The sequence below is a fragment of the Paracoccus sp. S-4012 genome, from assembly GCF_009674885.1.
GTDB lineage: Bacteria > Pseudomonadota > Alphaproteobacteria > Rhodobacterales > Rhodobacteraceae > Paracoccus.
Genome location: NZ_WKKA01000009.1, coordinates 45,725 through 61,670, shown reverse-complemented (window position 1 = coordinate 61,670; position 15,946 = coordinate 45,725). Strand labels below are relative to the sequence as shown.

23 protein-coding genes, 1 tRNA gene and 1 pseudogene are annotated in these 15,946 nt (G+C 69.2%); 11 read left to right on the top strand and 14 right to left on the bottom strand.

Features of this window, described 5'->3' with window-relative positions:
• Positions 1-72: 72 nt before the first annotated feature.
• The 6 genes from GI374_RS12825 to GI374_RS12800 all read left to right on the top strand — a co-directional run bounded on the left by GI374_RS12825 (position 73) and on the right by GI374_RS12800 (position 4,177).
• Positions 73-678, top strand: a complete 606-nt coding sequence (locus GI374_RS12825; protein WP_154337472.1) for a riboflavin synthase — start codon at positions 73-75, stop codon at positions 676-678.
• A gap of 167 nt (positions 679-845) precedes the next feature.
• On the top strand, positions 846-1,967 hold the full coding sequence (gene ribB / locus GI374_RS12820) for a 3,4-dihydroxy-2-butanone-4-phosphate synthase (RefSeq protein WP_154337471.1): 1,122 nt from the start codon (positions 846-848) through the stop codon (positions 1,965-1,967).
• Entirely contained in the window at positions 1,967-2,449 is a 483-nt protein-coding gene (locus GI374_RS12815) for a 6,7-dimethyl-8-ribityllumazine synthase (RefSeq protein ID WP_154337470.1), read from the top strand. The genes ribB and GI374_RS12815 overlap by 1 nt, the downstream gene beginning before the upstream one ends.
• The gene (locus tag GI374_RS12810) at positions 2,446-2,925 is read left to right on the top strand and encodes a transcription antitermination protein NusB (protein WP_154337469.1); all 480 of its coding nucleotides are present in this window, start codon (positions 2,446-2,448) and stop codon (positions 2,923-2,925) included. The genes GI374_RS12815 and GI374_RS12810 overlap by 4 nt, the downstream gene beginning before the upstream one ends.
• A gap of 79 nt (positions 2,926-3,004) precedes the next feature.
• Positions 3,005-3,325 carry a hypothetical protein gene (locus GI374_RS12805; RefSeq protein ID WP_154337468.1) on the top strand — a complete coding sequence of 107 codons (321 nt, stop codon included), beginning with the start codon at positions 3,005-3,007 and terminating at the stop codon, positions 3,323-3,325.
• Between the two features lie 405 nt (positions 3,326-3,730).
• Complete coding sequence (locus tag GI374_RS12800; RefSeq protein WP_154337467.1) at positions 3,731-4,177, top strand: MmcB family DNA repair protein; 447 nt, start codon at positions 3,731-3,733, stop codon at positions 4,175-4,177.
• On the opposite strand, the gene GI374_RS12795 is transcribed toward GI374_RS12800, so the two are convergent.
• Positions 4,174-4,392 carry a DUF6324 family protein gene (locus GI374_RS12795; protein ID WP_154337466.1) on the bottom strand — a complete coding sequence of 73 codons (219 nt, stop codon included), beginning with the start codon at positions 4,390-4,392 and terminating at the stop codon, positions 4,174-4,176. The genes GI374_RS12800 and GI374_RS12795 overlap by 4 nt on opposite strands.
• Before the next feature lie 105 nt (positions 4,393-4,497).
• On the opposite strand from GI374_RS12795, the gene GI374_RS12790 reads away from it, so the two are divergent.
• A tRNA-His gene (locus GI374_RS12790) sits at positions 4,498-4,574 on the top strand.
• A gap of 649 nt (positions 4,575-5,223) precedes the next feature.
• Positions 5,224-5,352, top strand: coding sequence for a hypothetical protein (locus GI374_RS19665; protein WP_255453710.1), 129 nt, complete (start codon positions 5,224-5,226; stop codon positions 5,350-5,352).
• A 9-nt stretch (positions 5,353-5,361) separates the two neighbouring features.
• On the opposite strand, the gene GI374_RS19270 is transcribed toward GI374_RS19665, so the two are convergent.
• From GI374_RS19270 to GI374_RS19655, 9 genes are all read right to left on the bottom strand, one after another.
• A complete protein-coding gene (locus GI374_RS19270) occupies positions 5,362-6,135 on the bottom strand; it encodes a hypothetical protein (RefSeq protein WP_229583199.1) in 774 nt (257 codons plus the stop codon).
• A gap of 231 nt (positions 6,136-6,366) precedes the next feature.
• Positions 6,367-6,612: a hypothetical protein gene (locus tag GI374_RS19265; RefSeq protein WP_229583197.1), complete on the bottom strand. Its 246-nt coding sequence runs from the start codon at positions 6,610-6,612 to the stop codon at positions 6,367-6,369.
• 24 nt (positions 6,613-6,636) lie between these two features.
• Positions 6,637-7,107 carry a MarR family winged helix-turn-helix transcriptional regulator gene (locus GI374_RS12780; RefSeq protein ID WP_154337465.1) on the bottom strand — a complete coding sequence of 157 codons (471 nt, stop codon included), beginning with the start codon at positions 7,105-7,107 and terminating at the stop codon, positions 6,637-6,639.
• Between the two features lie 62 nt (positions 7,108-7,169).
• Positions 7,170-7,679, bottom strand: a complete 510-nt coding sequence (locus tag GI374_RS12775; protein ID WP_154337464.1) for a MarR family winged helix-turn-helix transcriptional regulator — start codon at positions 7,677-7,679, stop codon at positions 7,170-7,172.
• Positions 7,680-7,726: 47 nt separating this feature from the next.
• Positions 7,727-7,960 carry a GMC oxidoreductase gene (locus GI374_RS12770; protein WP_154337463.1) on the bottom strand — a complete coding sequence of 78 codons (234 nt, stop codon included), beginning with the start codon at positions 7,958-7,960 and terminating at the stop codon, positions 7,727-7,729.
• A complete protein-coding gene (locus GI374_RS12765; RefSeq protein ID WP_154337462.1) occupies positions 7,947-8,600 on the bottom strand; it encodes a cupin domain-containing protein in 654 nt (217 codons plus the stop codon). The genes GI374_RS12770 and GI374_RS12765 overlap by 14 nt, the downstream gene beginning before the upstream one ends.
• Positions 8,597-8,911, bottom strand: a complete 315-nt coding sequence (locus GI374_RS12760; RefSeq protein WP_195759919.1) for a YciI family protein — start codon at positions 8,909-8,911, stop codon at positions 8,597-8,599. The genes GI374_RS12765 and GI374_RS12760 overlap by 4 nt, the downstream gene beginning before the upstream one ends.
• On the bottom strand, positions 8,911-9,495 hold the full coding sequence (locus GI374_RS19660; RefSeq protein WP_195759918.1) for a branched-chain amino acid ABC transporter permease: 585 nt from the start codon (positions 9,493-9,495) through the stop codon (positions 8,911-8,913). Before GI374_RS19660 ends, GI374_RS12760 begins: the two co-directional genes overlap by 1 nt.
• A gap of 14 nt (positions 9,496-9,509) precedes the next feature.
• Positions 9,510-9,914: a hypothetical protein gene (locus tag GI374_RS19655; RefSeq protein WP_154337459.1), complete on the bottom strand. Its 405-nt coding sequence runs from the start codon at positions 9,912-9,914 to the stop codon at positions 9,510-9,512.
• A gap of 582 nt (positions 9,915-10,496) precedes the next feature.
• Here GI374_RS19655 and GI374_RS19255 point away from each other — a divergent pair.
• Together GI374_RS19255 and GI374_RS12745 are read left to right on the top strand one after the other, a co-directional pair.
• Positions 10,497-10,838: pseudogene (locus tag GI374_RS19255) on the top strand (SUMF1/EgtB/PvdO family nonheme iron enzyme); the annotation flags it as partial.
• The gene (locus GI374_RS12745) at positions 10,831-11,871 is read left to right on the top strand and encodes a sulfatase-like hydrolase/transferase (protein ID WP_370515331.1); all 1,041 of its coding nucleotides are present in this window, start codon (positions 10,831-10,833) and stop codon (positions 11,869-11,871) included. The pseudogene GI374_RS19255 and the gene GI374_RS12745, both read left to right, overlap by 8 nt.
• Before the next feature lie 15 nt (positions 11,872-11,886).
• Here the strand turns inward: GI374_RS12745 and GI374_RS12740 are convergent, their stop codons facing one another.
• The 3 genes from GI374_RS12740 to guaA are packed head-to-tail and all read right to left on the bottom strand — an operon-like array spanning position 11,887 to position 14,803.
• Positions 11,887-13,005: an NAD(P)/FAD-dependent oxidoreductase gene (locus tag GI374_RS12740; protein ID WP_154337458.1), complete on the bottom strand. Its 1,119-nt coding sequence runs from the start codon at positions 13,003-13,005 to the stop codon at positions 11,887-11,889.
• A gap of 19 nt (positions 13,006-13,024) precedes the next feature.
• On the bottom strand, positions 13,025-13,183 hold the full coding sequence (locus GI374_RS12735; protein WP_195759917.1) for a helix-turn-helix domain-containing protein: 159 nt from the start codon (positions 13,181-13,183) through the stop codon (positions 13,025-13,027).
• A 42-nt stretch (positions 13,184-13,225) separates the two neighbouring features.
• Positions 13,226-14,803, bottom strand: a complete 1,578-nt coding sequence (gene guaA / locus GI374_RS12730) for a glutamine-hydrolyzing GMP synthase (protein WP_154337457.1) — start codon at positions 14,801-14,803, stop codon at positions 13,226-13,228.
• A 157-nt stretch (positions 14,804-14,960) separates the two neighbouring features.
• On the opposite strand from guaA, the gene GI374_RS12725 reads away from it, so the two are divergent.
• Positions 14,961-15,506, top strand: coding sequence for a CAP domain-containing protein (locus GI374_RS12725; RefSeq protein WP_195759916.1), 546 nt, complete (start codon positions 14,961-14,963; stop codon positions 15,504-15,506).
• 4 nt (positions 15,507-15,510) lie between these two features.
• Here the strand turns inward: GI374_RS12725 and GI374_RS12720 are convergent, their stop codons facing one another.
• Positions 15,511-15,912: a VOC family protein gene (locus GI374_RS12720; protein ID WP_154337455.1), complete on the bottom strand. Its 402-nt coding sequence runs from the start codon at positions 15,910-15,912 to the stop codon at positions 15,511-15,513.
• Positions 15,913-15,946 lie beyond the last annotated feature (34 nt).

Sequence of the window (15,946 nt, the reverse complement as noted above, 5' to 3'; positions counted from 1 at the left end):
AATCGGCGGCGTTGCGCCGGTGCGGGGCAGGGCCTAAGTCCGGGCGGTGGCAGGCTGGAGGCGAGGCGCGCGATGTTCACCGGGATCGTGACGGATGTGGGCCGGGTGACGGCGGCGGAGATGGCGGGCGACCTGCGCGCCCGGATCGCCTGCGGCTACGACCCCGACGGCATCGCCATGGGCGCCTCGATCGCCTGCGAGGGCATCTGCCTGACGGTGGTCGGCAAGGGCCGCGAGGCCGGCGCGGGCTGGTTCGAGGTGGACATCTCGGCTGAGACGCTTGCGCGGACCAATATCGGCGCGGCGGGTTGGCCGCTCGGCAAGCGGATCAACCTCGAGCGGGCGCTGCGGCTGGGAGATGAACTCGGCGGGCATATTGTCACCGGCCATGTGGACGGGGTCGCGATGATCGAGGCCATGGCTCCCGAAGGCGACAGCCTGCGCGTAAGTTTCCGCGCCCCGGACGCGCTCGCGCGGTTCATCGCGCCGAAGGGCTCGGTGGCGCTGAACGGCACCTCGCTCACGGTGAACGAGGTCGAGGGCAGCCGCTTCGGCGTGAACCTGATCCCGCATACGCGCGAGGTGACGACCTGGGGCGAGGCGAAGGTGGGGGACGCGGTGAACCTCGAGATCGACACGCTGGCGCGGTATGTGGCGCGGCTGGCGGAGGCGGGCTGAGGGACGCAGCCGCGCGCTCGGGCAAGGCCGGCCGCCGCGGCTTTCGCAGCGGAAGTCGGCGTACGCTGTCCCATCTGCGGAAGCGGCACGGGGCCCCCACTGGCGCGGACCGGTTCTAATGGCTATCTCCCCCGCCAGAACGGCTGCCCCGTGCCCGGAGATGGACAATGTATGAAACCCCCGGCCCGACCGAGCGCGACTGGTCGGATGCGATCTCGCCCATCGAGGAGATCATCGAGGACGCCCGCAACGGGCGCATGTTCGTCCTCGTGGACCACGAGGACCGCGAGAACGAGGGCGACCTCGTCATCCCGGCGCAGATGGCCACCCCGAACGCGATCAACTTCATGGCCACGCATGGCCGCGGCCTGATCTGCCTCGCGCTGCCGGGCGAGCGGATCGACGCGCTCGGCCTGCCGCTGATGAGCCCCAAGAACTCGAGCCGCCACGAGACCGCCTTCACCCTCTCGATCGAGGCCCGCGAGGGCGTCACCACCGGCATCAGCGCGCATGACCGCGCCCGCACCGTCGCCGTGGCCATCGACCCGACCCGCGGCGCGGCCGATATCGCCACCCCCGGCCACGTCTTCCCGCTGCGCGCACGCTCGGGCGGCGTCCTTGTCCGCGCCGGGCATACCGAGGCCGCGGTGGATGTGGCGCGGCTCGCGGGGCTGAACCCCTCGGGGGTGATCTGCGAGATCATGAACGACGACGGCAGCATGGCGCGGCTGCCCGACCTCGTGGCCTTCGCCCAGAAGCACGGGCTGAAGATCGGCACCATCAGCGACCTGATCGCCTACCGCCGCCGCCACGACAACCTGATCGCCGAGCGGTTCCAGTCCCGCGTGACCTCGGCCTATGGCGGCGACTGGGTGATGCGGGTCTTTGCCGACGAGACCCACGGGGCCGAGCATATCGTGCTGACCAAGGGCGACCTGACGGCGCCGGGGCCGGTGCCGGTGCGGATGCACGCGCTCGATCCGCTCCACGATGTGTTGGGCGTCGTGCGTCCCAGCGCGGGCGACCTGCCCTCGGCCATGCGGCTGATCGCCGCGGAAGGGCGCGGCGTGGTCGTCCTGCTGCGCGACATCGCGCCCCGCATCGCCCGGCAGGACGAGGTCTCGCCGCAGATCCTGCGGCAATACGGGGTCGGCGCGCAGATCCTCTCGGCCCTGGGCTTGAGCGAGCTGGTCCTGCTCACCAACTCCACCAAGCTGCGGGTCGTGGGGCTTGACGCCTACGGGCTCTCGATCCATTCGACCCGGCCGATCCCCGAGGAGCAGCCCTGATGGCCGACACGCCCGAGCATTCGACCCTGCCGCTGCCCCGCTTCGACGCGCCGGTGCGGTTGCTGATCGTCTGCGCGCCCTATTACCGCCGCATCGCCGACCAGCTGATCGCCGGAGCGCGGGCGGTGGCCGCAGAGGCCGGGGCGGAGGTCGATCTGGTCGAGGTGCCGGGGGCATTGGAGATCCCGCCCGCGCTCGGGCTGGCCGCACGATCCGGGCGCTATGACGGCTTCGTCGCCCTCGGCTGCGTCGTGCGCGGCGAGACCACGCATTACGACACCGTCTGCAACGACAGCTCGCGCGGGCTGATGGAGCTGAGCCTCGCCGGCCACGCGGTCGGCAACGGCATCCTGACGGTCGAGACCATGGCGCAGGCCGAGGTCCGCGCCGATCCCGAGGGCCAGAACAAGGGCGGCGGCGCGGCCGCGGCGGCGCTGCATCTCGTGGCGCTCACCCGCCGGTTCGAGGCGCCGCTGGCATGAGCGAGCTCGACGAGAACCCCCGCTTCCGCCGCCGCCGCGCGCTCTCCGGGGCGGCGCGGCTCTATGCGGTGCAGGCCCTCTACCAGATGGAGGCCGCGGGCCAGAGCGCCGAGCGCGTCGCGCGCGAGTTCCGCGACTGGCGCATAGCCACGCCGGACGCAGAGGGCGGCGAGAGCCCCGAGGCCGACGAGGCCCTCTTCGAGCGGATCGTGGGCGATGCGGTGACCTATCAGGCCCGCATCGACCAGGCGACCGACCGCAACCTCAAGGACCGCTGGCCGCTCGACCGGATCGACCCGGTGTTGCGGGCGGTGTTCCGCGCCGCGGGGGCGGAGCTTGCGACGGGGCGCACGCCGGCGCGCGTGGTGATGGCCGAATACGGCCGCGTGGCCGGGGCCTTCTTCGCCGACGGGCCGGAGACGCGGCTCGTGACCGCCGTGCTCGACGCGATGGCGCGCGAAGCGCCGCCGGGCTGAAGGCGTGTCAAATTGCGCGCATTTGCCGCTGGTATCGCAGCGTCCGCGCGCTATCCTAGAAGGGCTGAGGGAGGTTCCCATGCCCGAACTCGTCCGCCTCTACATCGTGAACGTCGCCATCGGATTCTGCCTCGCGGTGCTCTTCACCGCGCTGCTGCTGATCCTCGACGTGGCGCATCTGCGGCATCTGGTGCTGAACACGGCCGGAGGCTGGCTCGCCGTGCTGATGCTGGTCGTCTTCAACACCATCGTCTTCGCCGGTGTCCAGTTCGGCATCGCCGTGATGTCGCTGGCCGACAAGCCCACCGGGCCGAAAGGCGGCCGCCGCATCCGCGTGTTCGACCTGCCGCGGCAGCTGATCCCGGTCCGGGTCGGGGCGCGGTCCGCACCCCGCCGCTGAGCCTCTCGCACTGACAAGGCCCTTCTAGGCGCGACTCCTCGCCGCGCCTTGGGCGCCGACTGGCGGCCCTGCGCCACGATCATCGTCCAAGGACCGTGGCGGGCACATTGACGATGCCGGTGTGGATGACGCTCGCCATCGGATTGCGGGGGGATGAAGCGGCGGGAACCGCAGCGACCGTGCCGGCGTGCAATCCCGAGAGCCTGGCGAACCAGGTGGGAGCCAGATGACGGAACCAGGATCCCGCCAGAGCCAGCCCCCTCGGAAGATTTATAGGCCACTGGGAAATGGGCCGGACACGAGAGGAGCAGAAACCCGCCTGCATCGACAGATAGGGCAGGCCAGGGCGCCCTTCAAGAGCGCCGCCGCCTTGCGCGGTGTTGCTGCTTCGTTCATGGTAAGGCGATGGACGACGGCCTCCCCGACCTTCCCCTGCCGGGCCAGCGGCTCGCCCGCGGCGTGGCCCGGCTGATGCGCGAGATGAACCACGCGGCGCTGATGGAGTTCGTCCCCGCGCCGGGGCTGCGCGTCGATGTCATGGCGCTGACCGCCTCGGGCGAGGTCTGGATCGTCGAGTGCAAGAGCTGCCGCGCCGATTTCACCGCGGACCGCAAGTGGCAGGGCTACCTCGAGTGGTGCGACCGATTCTTCTGGGCCACCGACTGCGACTTCCCGACCGATCTGCTGCCGCCGGACAGCGGTCTGATCGTGGCCGATGCCTTCGCGGCCGAACTGGTGCGGATGCCCGAGCCCGCGAAGCTCGCCCCCGCTCGCCGCAACCGCCTGATGCGCGACTTCGCCCGCTGCGCCGCGTGGCGCGTGCAGGCGCTGACCGATCCTGGGGGTGCCTAGCGTCGCCCCTTGCGGCCCTTCCCGCCGCCGCCGCCCGCAGCCCGCGCCGCCTCGATCGCGGCCAGCAGTTCCTCGACGATCTCGGCCGCCTCGTCAGGCTCGAAGTCGAGCGGCAGCTCGATTCCTTCGCCCTCGACATAGATCCGCACCATGCCGCGGTCGGTCGGCCCGATCTGCAGGCTGGCTGCGATGTCGCTCTCGCGATTGATGCCCATGACGCCCCTCCGGCTGGAAACCTTGCCTAGCGCGACCCTGTCGGCCCCGCAAGCGCCCGCCGCCTCTTGCGCCGGGGCGGTGGAGGGATTAGAGACACGATCCGTGCCGCCTTAGCTCAGTTGGTTAGAGCACCAGATTGTGGATCTGGGGGTCGCCCGTTCGAGCCGGGCAGGCGGTACCACCCAAGCCTTTGATTCGCTCGACGCGGCGCTGTGTCCGGCAGCGCCATCTGCACGGGTTAGCAGGTCGGTTGCCCTCCGGTATGTGCCGGCTCATCGCAGCGGAGATTTTCCTCCGCAGTTCGTTTCCGCCCCAAGCTGAACCATCCGACCTCCATTCCGTCACCAGTTTGACCAGACGTGGTGGAATGGGTCGGTCGATCGGAACGCTCAAGGGTCTGCCCGGCTGCCCGCTGATGCTCGCGGATGAGCAGGCGGCCGCCTGCGTCGGCCTGACCCCCGCCAGCTTCCAGCGCGGCGTCTCAGCAGGAGAGCTGCTGCCCGGCAGGTCGCTGGTTGGCGAACTTCGCTGGTCTCGGCCTAAGCTTGACCGCTGGCCTGACAACTGCCCGGCAGGCGCTGCCGGAATGAGCGATACCGATCCTCACTTCGATCCGATCGCTGCAGCGATCGAGCGCATGGGGGCCGGAAACGCTGATCCGGATCCCGGGAAGCAACCGAGCGAGCAAGAAGAACACGCGCACGGGCGAGATCAAGTATTATTATTACCATCGAAAGAGCGGCACCCCGCCTGCCGGATGATCCGAGCTCGCCCGAGTTCAGCCAGATGTGTGCAAGGTACCTGCAGCGGCCATGGAGAGGAGTTTCAGCATGATCGCCGCGAAAAACGGCGAACTTGTCGTGCTTCCGGTTACCCAAGAAATGAAGAGGGCACATAGAGCGTATCGTCTCGAAAAAACGAATGCGGGGCTGCCTGAATCGGCGTATGCTCTGAATTGAGTCGGGCACTCAGCTCCATAAGCGGACAGTGTCAGCGGACATCGAGGTAGCGTGCAAACGAGCGGGATTTGATGGCATGCAGAGACTGCATGCACTGCGAGGCGGTCCACGGCCTCCACGCTCGTCCGCTGGCCGTAAGGCAGGCGCAACCCGCGGCCGATGGACTGTTCGACCAGGGTCCGGGCGCTCGCCGCCCGCAGGGGGACGATGATGTAGAGCTTGGTGACGTCCCAGCCTTTCCTTCAGCATGTTGACGTGGATGACGATCTCGGTCGGTTCCTCGGGCTTCTCGACCTCCAGCAGGCGGCGCGTGACTTCTTCGTCCTTCGCGCTCGAGTCTACTTGGATCACCCGCCGGGCGTAGCGGCCGTCATGAATTTTCTCGACGGTATCCTTGAGCTGGCCCGCATGGGTCGTGTCCCGCGCGATCACCAGCATGAAGGGCTTGACCCTCGGGCGGCCCGTCTCGGCGGCGTAGGTGGCGAGTTCCACCTTGGTCTGCTCGTGAAGCGCGAGGCCGTCCTCGAGCTTCAGCGTTTCGAGCCGCTCGGCGCTGTAGTCGGATGCCTTGAAGACCTTTCGCGTGACGACTACGGGCTCCTTGACGAAGCCGTCGTCCATCGCGCGGCCCAGGGGGTAGTCGTAGACCACGTTCTTGAATGGCGCCGGCCCCTTCGCCGTCTCGACGAAAGGCGTGGCGGTCACTTCGAGGCCCAGGACGAGCTTCAGCTCGTCCAGCGCGCGCGCCCCGGCATCGCCGCGATAGCGATGGCTTTCGTCCATGATGAGGACGAGGTCGTCCTTTCCGGCGAGGTGGTCGAAGTAGCTTTCGCCCAGCGTCTCGGGAAGCTCCGCATCCGCAGCTTGCGGGTGCCCTTGACCCTCTCGGTCAGCTTCGAGATGTTGAAGATGTTGATCGTCACGTCCCCGAACAGGTCGGACCGCGCGCCCCGGCCACCCACCGGGCCGGCGTTGACCCGGTTTGGCCGCAGAACACCCGAATTTCGGCGCGGTTCACCCGATCGTGCGGCAAACGACATCGCCTGTCGCAAGTCGCTCGGCTGGGTGAATTGGCCGGCTTTGACTTCTGTTGGCCACCGACAGCGCCATTTCCGGCCGTTGCCGGGTGAACCGCAGGGCAGCCTCCAGCCCGCTCGGGGCGACGGGCCGGAGGACGCGCCGCGCCGGACCGTGAAGGGTGGGATCACGACGCTCGCATTCCTTGTCGAGAAGTGCGAGGGTTTCCAAGAAATCGTACATCTCCTGCCGTCCGAGCGGCCAAGACTACCGCCGCAGGTTGTCGCAGGCTTTCTGGAGAACATGGAGGCAGTGATCGACATCATCCGCCGCCGTCAGGCCCTCGCACGCGGCCTCGTTGGCCAAGATGGAGGCGGCGACACCCGCCTCCTGAAGGCCCCGGCCATGTTCGGTCAGGCTGACGATGAACTTGCGTTTGTCCTTCTCGGCGCGGGCGCGGGTGACATGGCCCTGCCGCATGAGAGACTGGACGGCGCCCACCATCGCCGACTCGGGGATCCCCGCGCGCCCCGCAAGCTCCGCCTGCGAGATCGCATCCACCTCCCACAGGACGCGCAACGTATACCATTCCATCAGCGTCAGGCCGAGCTGCGACGCCCGTCCCGCCAGCTCTCGCTGCAACAGCAGGTAGGCCATGCGAACATTGTGACCAAGGCTGCGCTCGGACGCGCCGGGCAGGTGGGAGTGCTTCACGATCCTGCGCGGCAGTTCGGTCAATGTTGGTCCTTTCACATGCCGGCATAAACTTGCCGGAACAGGGATCACGGGCAAGCGGCAGGCTATCTTCCGGCGAGCGCGATCATTTCCTCGGCCTCGGGAGCGAGCTGGATGCCTTCGGCGGCGGCCTGCAGGTTCTGCTGCGCCGCGCGCAGGACCCGCAGGCAGGCCGCCACATCTTGCGGGTCCACACCCGAGAGCGCCACGGCGTTCGCCTCGAGCGCCGACTCGAGTGCGGGGCGTTCCAGCGCCCGGCCCCGGTCGGTCAGCACGATCACATACTTGCGCCGGTCGCCCTTCGGCCGGTGGCGCGTGACCAGACCGGCGTTGAGCAGATTGCGGACCGTGGCGACCATAGCCGGACCGGCGATGCCCGACTTCTGCGCGAGCTCCGTCTGGGTCAGGCCATCCCCCTCCCACAGCGCCCGCAGGGCGAACCACTGCCCGATGCCGAGGCCCATCCGCGCCAGCTGCGCGCTGAGATCGCGCTGGATCAGCTGATTGCTCATGCGCAGGTTGTGCCCGAAGCTCTCGGAAGTGCTGAGGAGGGGTTGATTGGACTTCGAACTCATTCCGCTTCCTTGCCACGGCTTCGGCAAGACCTCCTTGCCCGGGGAACTCACGCCCTGGATAGCGCCGGAACCGGGGAGTCGTAAGGCCGCGCGTGCGCAGTCGTGCAGGTCGGCCCCTCATGCATCAGCATGAAATCGGCGCAGCGCTCGCCGATCAGCATCGAGACGGCGTTCGTGTTGCCGCTCACGAGCCGCGGCAGCACCGAGGCGTCGGCCATCCGCAGCCCCTCGACGCCCCTGACCCGCAGGCTGTCCACGATCGCGCCGTCATCCGCGCCCATCCGGCAGGTGCCGGCGACATGGCTGATCGGGCGCACGTGCACGGTCAGCTTCACACGCAGGACTGCGTGTGAAGCTGGCCATCAGGTCGGGCGTGAGCTCGATCTCGTCGCGCATGCGCTCGGTGATGGAGGCCTGGGGCGTGATCGCGACGGCAAGGTCGCTCTGGGACATTCGGCTTTCTCCGTGTTGCGGTTCAGGCGGTCTCGCGGCCCTCAGCGCGGCAGCGTCGGCATCGCGAAGCCCATCCAGTTCCGGCACCAGGATCACGTTCTCCTGCTCAGCCGGGTCGTTGCGAGCCGAGATTGCGGTGGCCGGCTCGGTCTCGGACAGGTTGAAGGCCACATGCGGGATGCCTGCGGGGATGAAGCAGAAGGAGCCGGGCTCGATCAGGCTCATCTCCTCGAGCTGCGGGCCGTGGTAGAGGGCCATGCGCCCGGTCAGGCCGTAGATCGCGGTCTCGAAGCCGCGGTGGTAGTGCGCCTTGGCCTTGCCGCCCGGCGGGAAGGCGGTGAGGTTCATCGAGATGCCCTTCGCTCCGGCGCTGCTGCCGGAGATGCCGAAGAATTGCGGCATTCCCTGCACGTCGATGTCGGTCGTCCTCGGGTTCAGGATGACGACGTTCTGTTCGTCCTGGCTCATGTCTCTTGTCCTTGTTCAGCGGGTTTTGGCGCTGGAACCGGCGCGGCGTTCCAGAAATAGAGGCGGCGGTCGGGGCGCAGGCCGGCGAAGCAATAGGGGTCCTCGTCCATCAGCCGGCGGGCGTCCTCGGGCGTCTCGGCCTCGATCACCCAGAGCGTGCCGCAGAAGCGGCCCCCCTCCGGCGGGCGCAGGCCGCCGGCGAGGGTAATGCGGTCGCGGTGGCGGGCGAGATAGTCGAAATGCTCGCGCGTGAGCTCGGGTTCGAGCTGGGTCGGGGTGAGGTCGTCGAAGAACATGGCGGCGAAGCGCATCATTGGTCCCTTGTCAGCGCCGGCGGCGGATGAGGTCGGTGATCTCGCGCCCGCCGGTTAGCCCCTGCGGACGCTAGATCAAGATGGCGAGCATCAGTACCGGGAGCACCACATCGCCGAGCCCAACGGGCACCACCTGCCCAACCTCGGCCTGGCGCAATCCTTCGGTCAGCGCCGAGACGGTGACCGCGCCCAGCACCGCGAGCCTCGCGGAACGGGCGCAGGTCGGCCGGCAGCAGCGACTGCAGCAGCGTCAGGGTGACGCCGACGAGGAACCCGCCCAGCACCGCGCCGGGCAGGCTGCCGAGGCCGCCGATGACCGCCGCGACGAAGGCCAGCAGCACCAGCGGCAGGCCGAGCCGCGGCTGCACGAAGCCCATCTGCGCGGTGAAGAGCAGCGCCACGATCGCGGCCAGCGCGCCGCTCAGCACGAAGGCCAGCACGATCACGGTGTTCGCGCGCACGCCCACGAGGCGCGACATGGTGAAGTCCTCGGCCGCCGCGCGCATGTGCAACCCGAGCGAGGTGCGCTTGAGAAACAGCGTCAGCCCGCCCAGGAGCGCGGCGCAGACGAGGATCGTCACGATCTTGAGCAGGCTCACCTGCGCGCCGAGGATGGTGACCGCTGGCTCAGCATCGGCAGCGGGTCGACCGGCTTCACGCGAGAGCCGAGGGTGAAGACGAGCGCCTTCTGGATCAGCATGCTGACCGTGAACGAGGCGATCAGCATCGTCGCCGGATCGGCCCGGCGCAGGGGGCAAAAGGCCAGCCGCTCCGTCAGCACCGCAAGGGCCATCGCCAGGAGGACGGCGGCGGCGGCCAAGATCACCAGCGAGTGGCCGGAGAGCGCGAAGAGGGCGTGGGCGGCGCAGGTAATCAGTTCGGCATGGGCAAAATTCGCCAGCCGCATGACGCTGAAGACGATGCCGATGCCGAGCGCCGTCAGCGCGTAGAGGCCGCCGAGGCTGAGGCTGTCCACGATGATCTGGATCAGCGCGGTCATGCGACGGAGCCCTCGACGCCGAAATACGCCGCCTCGAAGGACGGATGGCGGCGCAACTCGGCCGAGGGGCCGTGAAGGCGCACGCGGCCGGCGTTGAGGACATAGGTGCGGTCGGCCGCGCCGAGCGCGCGGTCGGTCGACCCCTGTTGGATGGCGCGCCTCGGCTACAGCGGTAGGTGAGCGCTCTTCTGCAAGACGTTCGTTCCCTACCAAATTGAACGCTCCGAGCGGTCTGTCCCGGTGGGGCAGGACGCGCCTGTCGAGCGTCGCTCGCCGAACATCATGGTGAACCGGGGTGCAGCCCGAAAACCGTTCCGCAAGTTGCGGCCATCTCTATCGAAGCTCGGGATCGCCAGATAGATCAGCTTGGTCGCGGCATTGTCGGCGGGGAACGCTCCCCGGATCATATTAACTTGCCAATGAGCAGGTTCAGGCTCTCCACGGCATTGGTGTAGACGATCTTCCGGATCGCCAGATCGAGGCGAAGAAGGGGTCGCGTCGGCCTTGCCGGGCGCCAGCCGGGGCAGGGAACCCGCCGCACGACACCAAGTTGCCACTGCACAGGCGCGTGTGAGGTAGTGGATGGCCGACCGGGCCGGCGCAGTCGGGGAAGCGGCGGTGGGATCGGCCGAACCGCTCCGGGGAGGTGACGCGCTTCTTCCCGGCGGCAGCTTTCTGATGGGTTCGGACGATTTCTACCCCGAGGAGCGGCCGGTCCGTCGCGTGGAGGTGCAGGCGTTCAGGATCGACCGGCACCCGGTAACCAATGCCAAGTTCTCCCGCTTCGTTGCGGCAGTGGGCCATGTCACCGTGGCCGAACGACCGCCCGATCCGTCCGCCTACCCAGAAGTGGACCCCGCGCTGCTCGTGCCCGGCTCGCTGGTGTTCCAACCGACAGCGGGGCCGGTGCCGCTGGATGATCCGGGTCGCTGGTGGTCCTATGTTCCCGGCGCCTGCTGGCACCGGCCCGAGGGCGCGGGCAGCCACCCAGCGGCCGGGCGTGCGCGCCTACAAGGATTACGTGGACCTGCATTTCGGCCGGATCCCCGACGACCGTCCCGACCTGTGGCTCCGGCACCGCAACTATCTGGTCAACTGCATGCGCCTTGCCGACCGCGAGTTCGGGCGGATCGTCGAGGCGGTGGACCGGCTGGATCTCTGGCCCGACACGGTCGTCATCCTGACCGGCGACCACGGCGAGATGAACGGCGCCCACCGCATGACCCAGAAGGCGGGGATCGCCTTCGAGGAAGCGACGGTGGTCAATCTCACCGTCTGCGCGCCCGAGGGCCGCCTCGGCGCGCGGACTGGGGCGGTCGGATCGCATCTGGACCTCGCGCCGACGCTGCTCGCCTATGCGGGCCTCAGCGACGCGGAGATCGGCGCGCGCTATCCGCATCTCAAGGGCCGCAGCCTCAAGGGCGTCATCGACGGCGCCGACCGTCACGGACCGCGCGGCAGTTCCGAGCAGCCGGGCGACGGCGCGCTGATCTGCTGGGACGGGCTGCACGCGCTCGACAACGACTGGTCGCTCTCGGGCGCGCTGAAGTCGCTGACCTCGATGGGAAGCTCGCCCTCGAACGAGCAGCAGAACCGGGGCGAGCAGCTGCGCGAAGCGGGCGAGCGTTTCGGCGCGCCCGACTATTCGAAGCGGACCTTTTTCCGCGCCGTGGTCGATGGCCGTCACAAGCTGGTCCGCTGGTTCAGCCCCGAGGACTACGCCAACCCGGCGACCCTGGAGGAGCTTCTCGCCACGAGCGATCTCGGCCTCTACGATCTCGAGCGCGATCCGGGCGAGCTGCAAAACCTCGCCCATCCCGATCACCCGGACCACGACTTGGCGCTGATCGCGCGGATGGGGGCCAAGCTCCACGCCCTGGTGGAACGCGAGATCGGCGAGGACCGCCGCCCGTTCGACCTCGACATGTTCGGCACGCGCGAGGTGCGGCAGGGCTGACGGCGGCGGCGCCCGTCACGGGCCGGGTGCGAGCCGCAGGACCACTTCCTCGGCGATCGCCAGGGATGCCGTGAGGCCGGGGCTTTCGATCCCGAAGAGGTTGACGAGACCCTCGACCCCGTGGGTCTCCGGCCCCTGGATCACGAAATCCGCAGCCGCCTCCCCCGGACCCGAAAGCTTCGGCCGGATGCCGCTATAGGCGGGCATCAGGCTGCCGTCGGGCAGCGCGGGCCAGTATTTGCGGATCTCGCCATAGAAATGATCCGCGCGGGCGGGGTCGATGCTGTAGTCCTTCGCGCCGATCCACTCGACATCGGGACCGAAACGCATCGCTCCGGCGAGGTCGAGCGTCAGGTGCACCCCGAGGCCCCCCGGCTCGGGCACCGGATAGATCAGCCGCGAGAAGGCCGGCCTGCCCGCGACCGAGAAATAGCTGCCCCGCGCGTAATGCAGCGGCGGCACGAACCGGCGGGCGAAGCCGTCCAGGCCCGCGGCGAGGATATGCGCGCCCAGGCCGGCCGCGTTGACGAAGTGGCGGGCGGCGATCTCGTGGCGGTCGCCGGTCAGGGTGTCGCGGGTTTGCAGGACGAAGGTGCCGCGCTCGATGCGGCCCGAGACGATCTCGGTCCGCAGGCTCAGATGCGCGCCACCGGCCTCGGCCTCGCCGAGCAGCGCCAGCATAAACGCATGGCTGTCGATGATCCCGGTGGAGGGTGACAGCAGCGCCGCATGGCAGGTCAGCGACGGCTCCATCCCGCGCGCCTCTGCGGCCTCCAGCATCACGAGATCGTCCACCCCGCAGGTCCGCGCCCTCGCGGCGATCTCGCCCAGCACCGCCTCCTGTCCGGGCCGGGTCGCCACGATCAGCTTGCCGCAGCGCCGGTGCGGTATCCCGCGTTCGGCCGCATAGGCATAGAGCATGCCGCGGCCGCGGACGCAGAGCGCCGCCTTCAGGCTGCCCGGCGGATAATAGAGGCCCGCATGGATGACCTCGGAGTTGCGCGAGCTGGTTTCCGTGCCGATGGCGTCGGCCGCCTCGACGATGATCGTCTCGATGCCGCGCCGGGCCAGCAGCCGGGCCACCGCGAGGCCGATGACGCCCGCGCCCGCGACGATGCACTCAACGCTGTCCATCCCGGCCCCGGTCCTCCCGTCAGCTGCCCCGGCGGCTTTCGCCCAAGGCCTCGCCATAATGCCGCCGGAAGGCGCGGGCCAGTGTCGAGGCCGAGGCGAAGCCGGTGCGCGCCGCGATGTCCGGGAGCGGCAGCGTCACACTCCCGGAGCCCAATTCCGACTTGCTGACCCGGCGCATCGCCGAGCGTGACCGCGGCCCCTCAGGTGCGGGAGTGCGCCCTCACTCCCACTCGATCGTGCCAGGCGGCTTCGAGGTGATGTCGTAGGTCACGCGGTTGATGCCGCGGACCTCGTTGATGATCCGCGTCGCGGTCTCGCCCAGGAACTCGTGCGTGAACGGGTAGTAGTCGGCGGTCATGCCGTCCACGCTCGTCACCGCGCGGAGCGCGCAGGCGTAGTCGTAGGTGCGCGAGTCGCCCATCACGCCCACGGTGCGGACCGGCAGCAGGGCGACGAAGGCCTGCCAGATCGCGTCATAGAGGCCGTGGCGGTGGATCTGGTCGATGAAGACCGCGTCCGCCCGGCGCAGGATGTCGAGCTTCTCCGGCGTCACCTCGCCGGGGCAGCGGATGGCGAGGCCGGGGCCGGGGAAGGGGTGGCGGCCGATGAAGCTCTCGGGCAGGCCGAGTTCGCGCCCTAAGGCGCGGACCTCGTCCTTGAACAGCTCGCGCAGCGGCTCGACCAGCTTCATGCCCATCTTCTCGGGCAACCCGCCGACATTGTGGTGGCTCTTGATCGTGACCGAGGGGCCGCCGCTGAAGCTGACGCTCTCGATCACGTCGGGGTAGAGGGTTCCCTGCGCCAGGAACTCCGCCCCGCCGACCTCGGCCGCGTGCTTCTGGAACACGTCGATGAAGAGCCGCCCGATGGTCTTGCGCTTGACCTCGGGGTCGCTGACGCCCGTGAGCGCGCCGAGGAACAGATCGCCCTCGTCGGCATGGATCAACGGGATGTTGTAGTGGTCGCGGAACATCGAGACGACCTGATCGGCCTCGTTCAGCCGCATCAGCCCGTGGTCCACGAAGACGCAGGTCAGCCGCTCGCCGATCGCCTCGTGGATCAGCACCGCGGCGACGGAGGAGTCGACCCCGCCCGAAAGGCCGCAGATGACCTTGCCGTCGCCCACCTGCTCGCGGATGAGGCGGATCGCCTCGTCTCTGTAGGCGGCCATGGTCCAGTCGCCGGTGAAGCCCGCGAGCCGCACGAAGTTCTCCAGCATCCGGCGGCCGTTCGGGGTGTGGTGGACCTCGGGGTGGAACTGGACGGCGTAGAAGCGCCGCGCCTCGTCGGCGATCATGGCGAAGGGGGCGTTCGGCGAGGTGCCGATGACCTCGAAGCCGGGGGCGAGGGCGGTCACGCGGTCGCCGTGGGACATCCAGACCTGCTCGCGCCCACCGTCGAAGAGGCCGGCGAAGATGCCGTCGTTGCGGTGGCCCTCGGCCGGAACGACGAAGGCGCGGCCGAACTCGGCATGGTGCCCGGCCTCGACTGCACCGCCGAGCTGGACCATCATCGCCTGCTGGCCGTAGCAGATGCCGAGGACCGGCACGCCCATCTCGAACAGTCTTTGCGGCGCGCGGGGGCTGTCCGGGGCGGTCACGGAAGCAGGCCCGCCCGAAAGGATCACCGCCTGCGGCGCGAAACCGTCGAGGAAGGCCTCGTCCACCGCGTTGAAGGGGTGGATCTCGCAGTAGACGTTCAGCTCGCGCAGCCGGCGTGCGATGAGCTGCGTCACCTGCGAGCCGAAATCGACGATGAGCAGGCGCTGATGCGCGGCGGCGATGGGAGGCGTGGTCATGCTTGGCCTTTACGGCGGCGGCGGGCGGCGGGCAAGCGGCGGCGTGGGGCAGGGGGGAGCCGGCGGAACCCCGCGCAAGCACTGCGCGTTCGCCGGGAAGATGGCCGGACAGTCCGCAAAAGCCCGCACCATCAGCGACTTGCCGAAGGGAACCTCCATGTCCGCCCGCATCGCCGCCGCGCTCCTCATGACCGCGTCCCTCGCCGCCTGCGCCCCCGGCGCATTCATCAAGGACACGGCGGCCCCCGGCCTCGACATGAGGCCGCTGCCCGACCCCTCGGTGGAGACGCTGGCCACGACCTGTGCCCCGGCCGATCCGGCGGTTGCGGCGAGCATGCTGGATGCGATCAACGCGCATCGGATCGCGGCCGGGCGCACGCCGGTGACGGAGGACCCGCGCCTTGCGACGGCGGCGCAGGCCCATGCCTGCGACATGCAGCGGACCGGGCGGCTCAGCGTCGTCGGCTCGAACGGGAACTCGGTCCTCGACCGGGTGCGGGCGGTGGATTACGGCCCCTGCCGCGCGGCGCAGACCGTCGCTGCCTCGGGCGCGAGCCCGGCCGCGCTGACGGCACAGTGGCGGGGCGAGGCGCCGAACTGGGACAACATCGGCAGCCAGGCGTTCGAGAATGCAGGGATCGGGGCGCGGCAGGGGCCGGACGGTCGGGTGTGGTGGTCGGTGGTGACGGCCGCGCGCTGCTGAGGCGTCAGGCGCGGACCCTAGGCCAGTAGCTGCCGAAGCTCCAGAGGTTACCCTCGGGGTCGCGGCACGCGAATTCGCGGCTGCCGTAGCTGGTGTCGTGGAGTTCCTGCACGATCTTGGCGCCCGAGGCGCTCACCCGCGCGAAGAGCGCATCCGGGTCGGGCACGGCGACATAGAGGGCGTCCGTGCGCCCCCCCCCCCGATCGCCGACCATGCGACCGTAATCGTCATCCCGCGCCTGTCCCAGCATCAGGATCGAGGTGCCGAGAGCCAGTTCGGCATGGACGATTGCGCCCTCGTGGCGGTGCACCTCGTGCTCGGTGAAGCCGAGGGTGCCGGTCAGCCAGCGGATGGCGGCCTCGGGGTCGCGGTAACGAAAGGTGGGAAAGAGGCAGGGGGAATCCATGACGGTCCTCCGGTGCGGGATGGGACGATCATGC

Coding starts and splice junctions, on each gene's coding strand:
- GI374_RS12825 (WP_154337472.1), top strand. CDS start 73: ATGTTCACCGGGATCGTGACGGATGTGGGCCGGGTGACGGCGGCGGAG.
- ribB (WP_154337471.1), top strand. CDS start 846: ATGTATGAAACCCCCGGCCCGACCGAGCGCGACTGGTCGGATGCGATC.
- GI374_RS12815 (WP_154337470.1), top strand. CDS start 1,967: ATGGCCGACACGCCCGAGCATTCGACCCTGCCGCTGCCCCGCTTCGAC.
- GI374_RS12810 (WP_154337469.1), top strand. CDS start 2,446: ATGAGCGAGCTCGACGAGAACCCCCGCTTCCGCCGCCGCCGCGCGCTC.
- GI374_RS12805 (WP_154337468.1), top strand. CDS start 3,005: ATGCCCGAACTCGTCCGCCTCTACATCGTGAACGTCGCCATCGGATTC.
- GI374_RS12800 (WP_154337467.1), top strand. CDS start 3,731: ATGGACGACGGCCTCCCCGACCTTCCCCTGCCGGGCCAGCGGCTCGCC.
- GI374_RS12795 (WP_154337466.1), bottom strand. CDS start 4,392: ATGGGCATCAATCGCGAGAGCGACATCGCAGCCAGCCTGCAGATCGGG.
- GI374_RS19665 (WP_255453710.1), top strand. CDS start 5,224: ATGATCGCCGCGAAAAACGGCGAACTTGTCGTGCTTCCGGTTACCCAA.
- GI374_RS19270 (WP_229583199.1), bottom strand. CDS start 6,135: ATGGACGAAAGCCATCGCTATCGCGGCGATGCCGGGGCGCGCGCGCTG.
- GI374_RS19265 (WP_229583197.1), bottom strand. CDS start 6,612: ATGTACGATTTCTTGGAAACCCTCGCACTTCTCGACAAGGAATGCGAG.
- GI374_RS12775 (WP_154337464.1), bottom strand. CDS start 7,679: ATGAGTTCGAAGTCCAATCAACCCCTCCTCAGCACTTCCGAGAGCTTC.
- GI374_RS12770 (WP_154337463.1), bottom strand. CDS start 7,960: ATGGGCGCGGATGACGGCGCGATCGTGGACAGCCTGCGGGTCAGGGGC.
- GI374_RS12765 (WP_154337462.1), bottom strand. CDS start 8,600: ATGAGCCAGGACGAACAGAACGTCGTCATCCTGAACCCGAGGACGACC.
- GI374_RS12760 (WP_195759919.1), bottom strand. CDS start 8,911: ATGCGCTTCGCCGCCATGTTCTTCGACGACCTCACCCCGACCCAGCTC.
- GI374_RS19655 (WP_154337459.1), bottom strand. CDS start 9,914: ATGACCGCGCTGATCCAGATCATCGTGGACAGCCTCAGCCTCGGCGGC.
- GI374_RS12745 (WP_370515331.1), top strand. CDS start 10,831: ATGATCCGGGTCGCTGGTGGTCCTATGTTCCCGGCGCCTGCTGGCACC.
- GI374_RS12740 (WP_154337458.1), bottom strand. CDS start 13,005: ATGGACAGCGTTGAGTGCATCGTCGCGGGCGCGGGCGTCATCGGCCTC.
- GI374_RS12735 (WP_195759917.1), bottom strand. CDS start 13,183: ATGCGCCGGGTCAGCAAGTCGGAATTGGGCTCCGGGAGTGTGACGCTG.
- guaA (WP_154337457.1), bottom strand. CDS start 14,803: ATGACCACGCCTCCCATCGCCGCCGCGCATCAGCGCCTGCTCATCGTC.
- GI374_RS12725 (WP_195759916.1), top strand. CDS start 14,961: ATGTCCGCCCGCATCGCCGCCGCGCTCCTCATGACCGCGTCCCTCGCC.
- GI374_RS12720 (WP_154337455.1), bottom strand. CDS start 15,912: ATGGATTCCCCCTGCCTCTTTCCCACCTTTCGTTACCGCGACCCCGAG.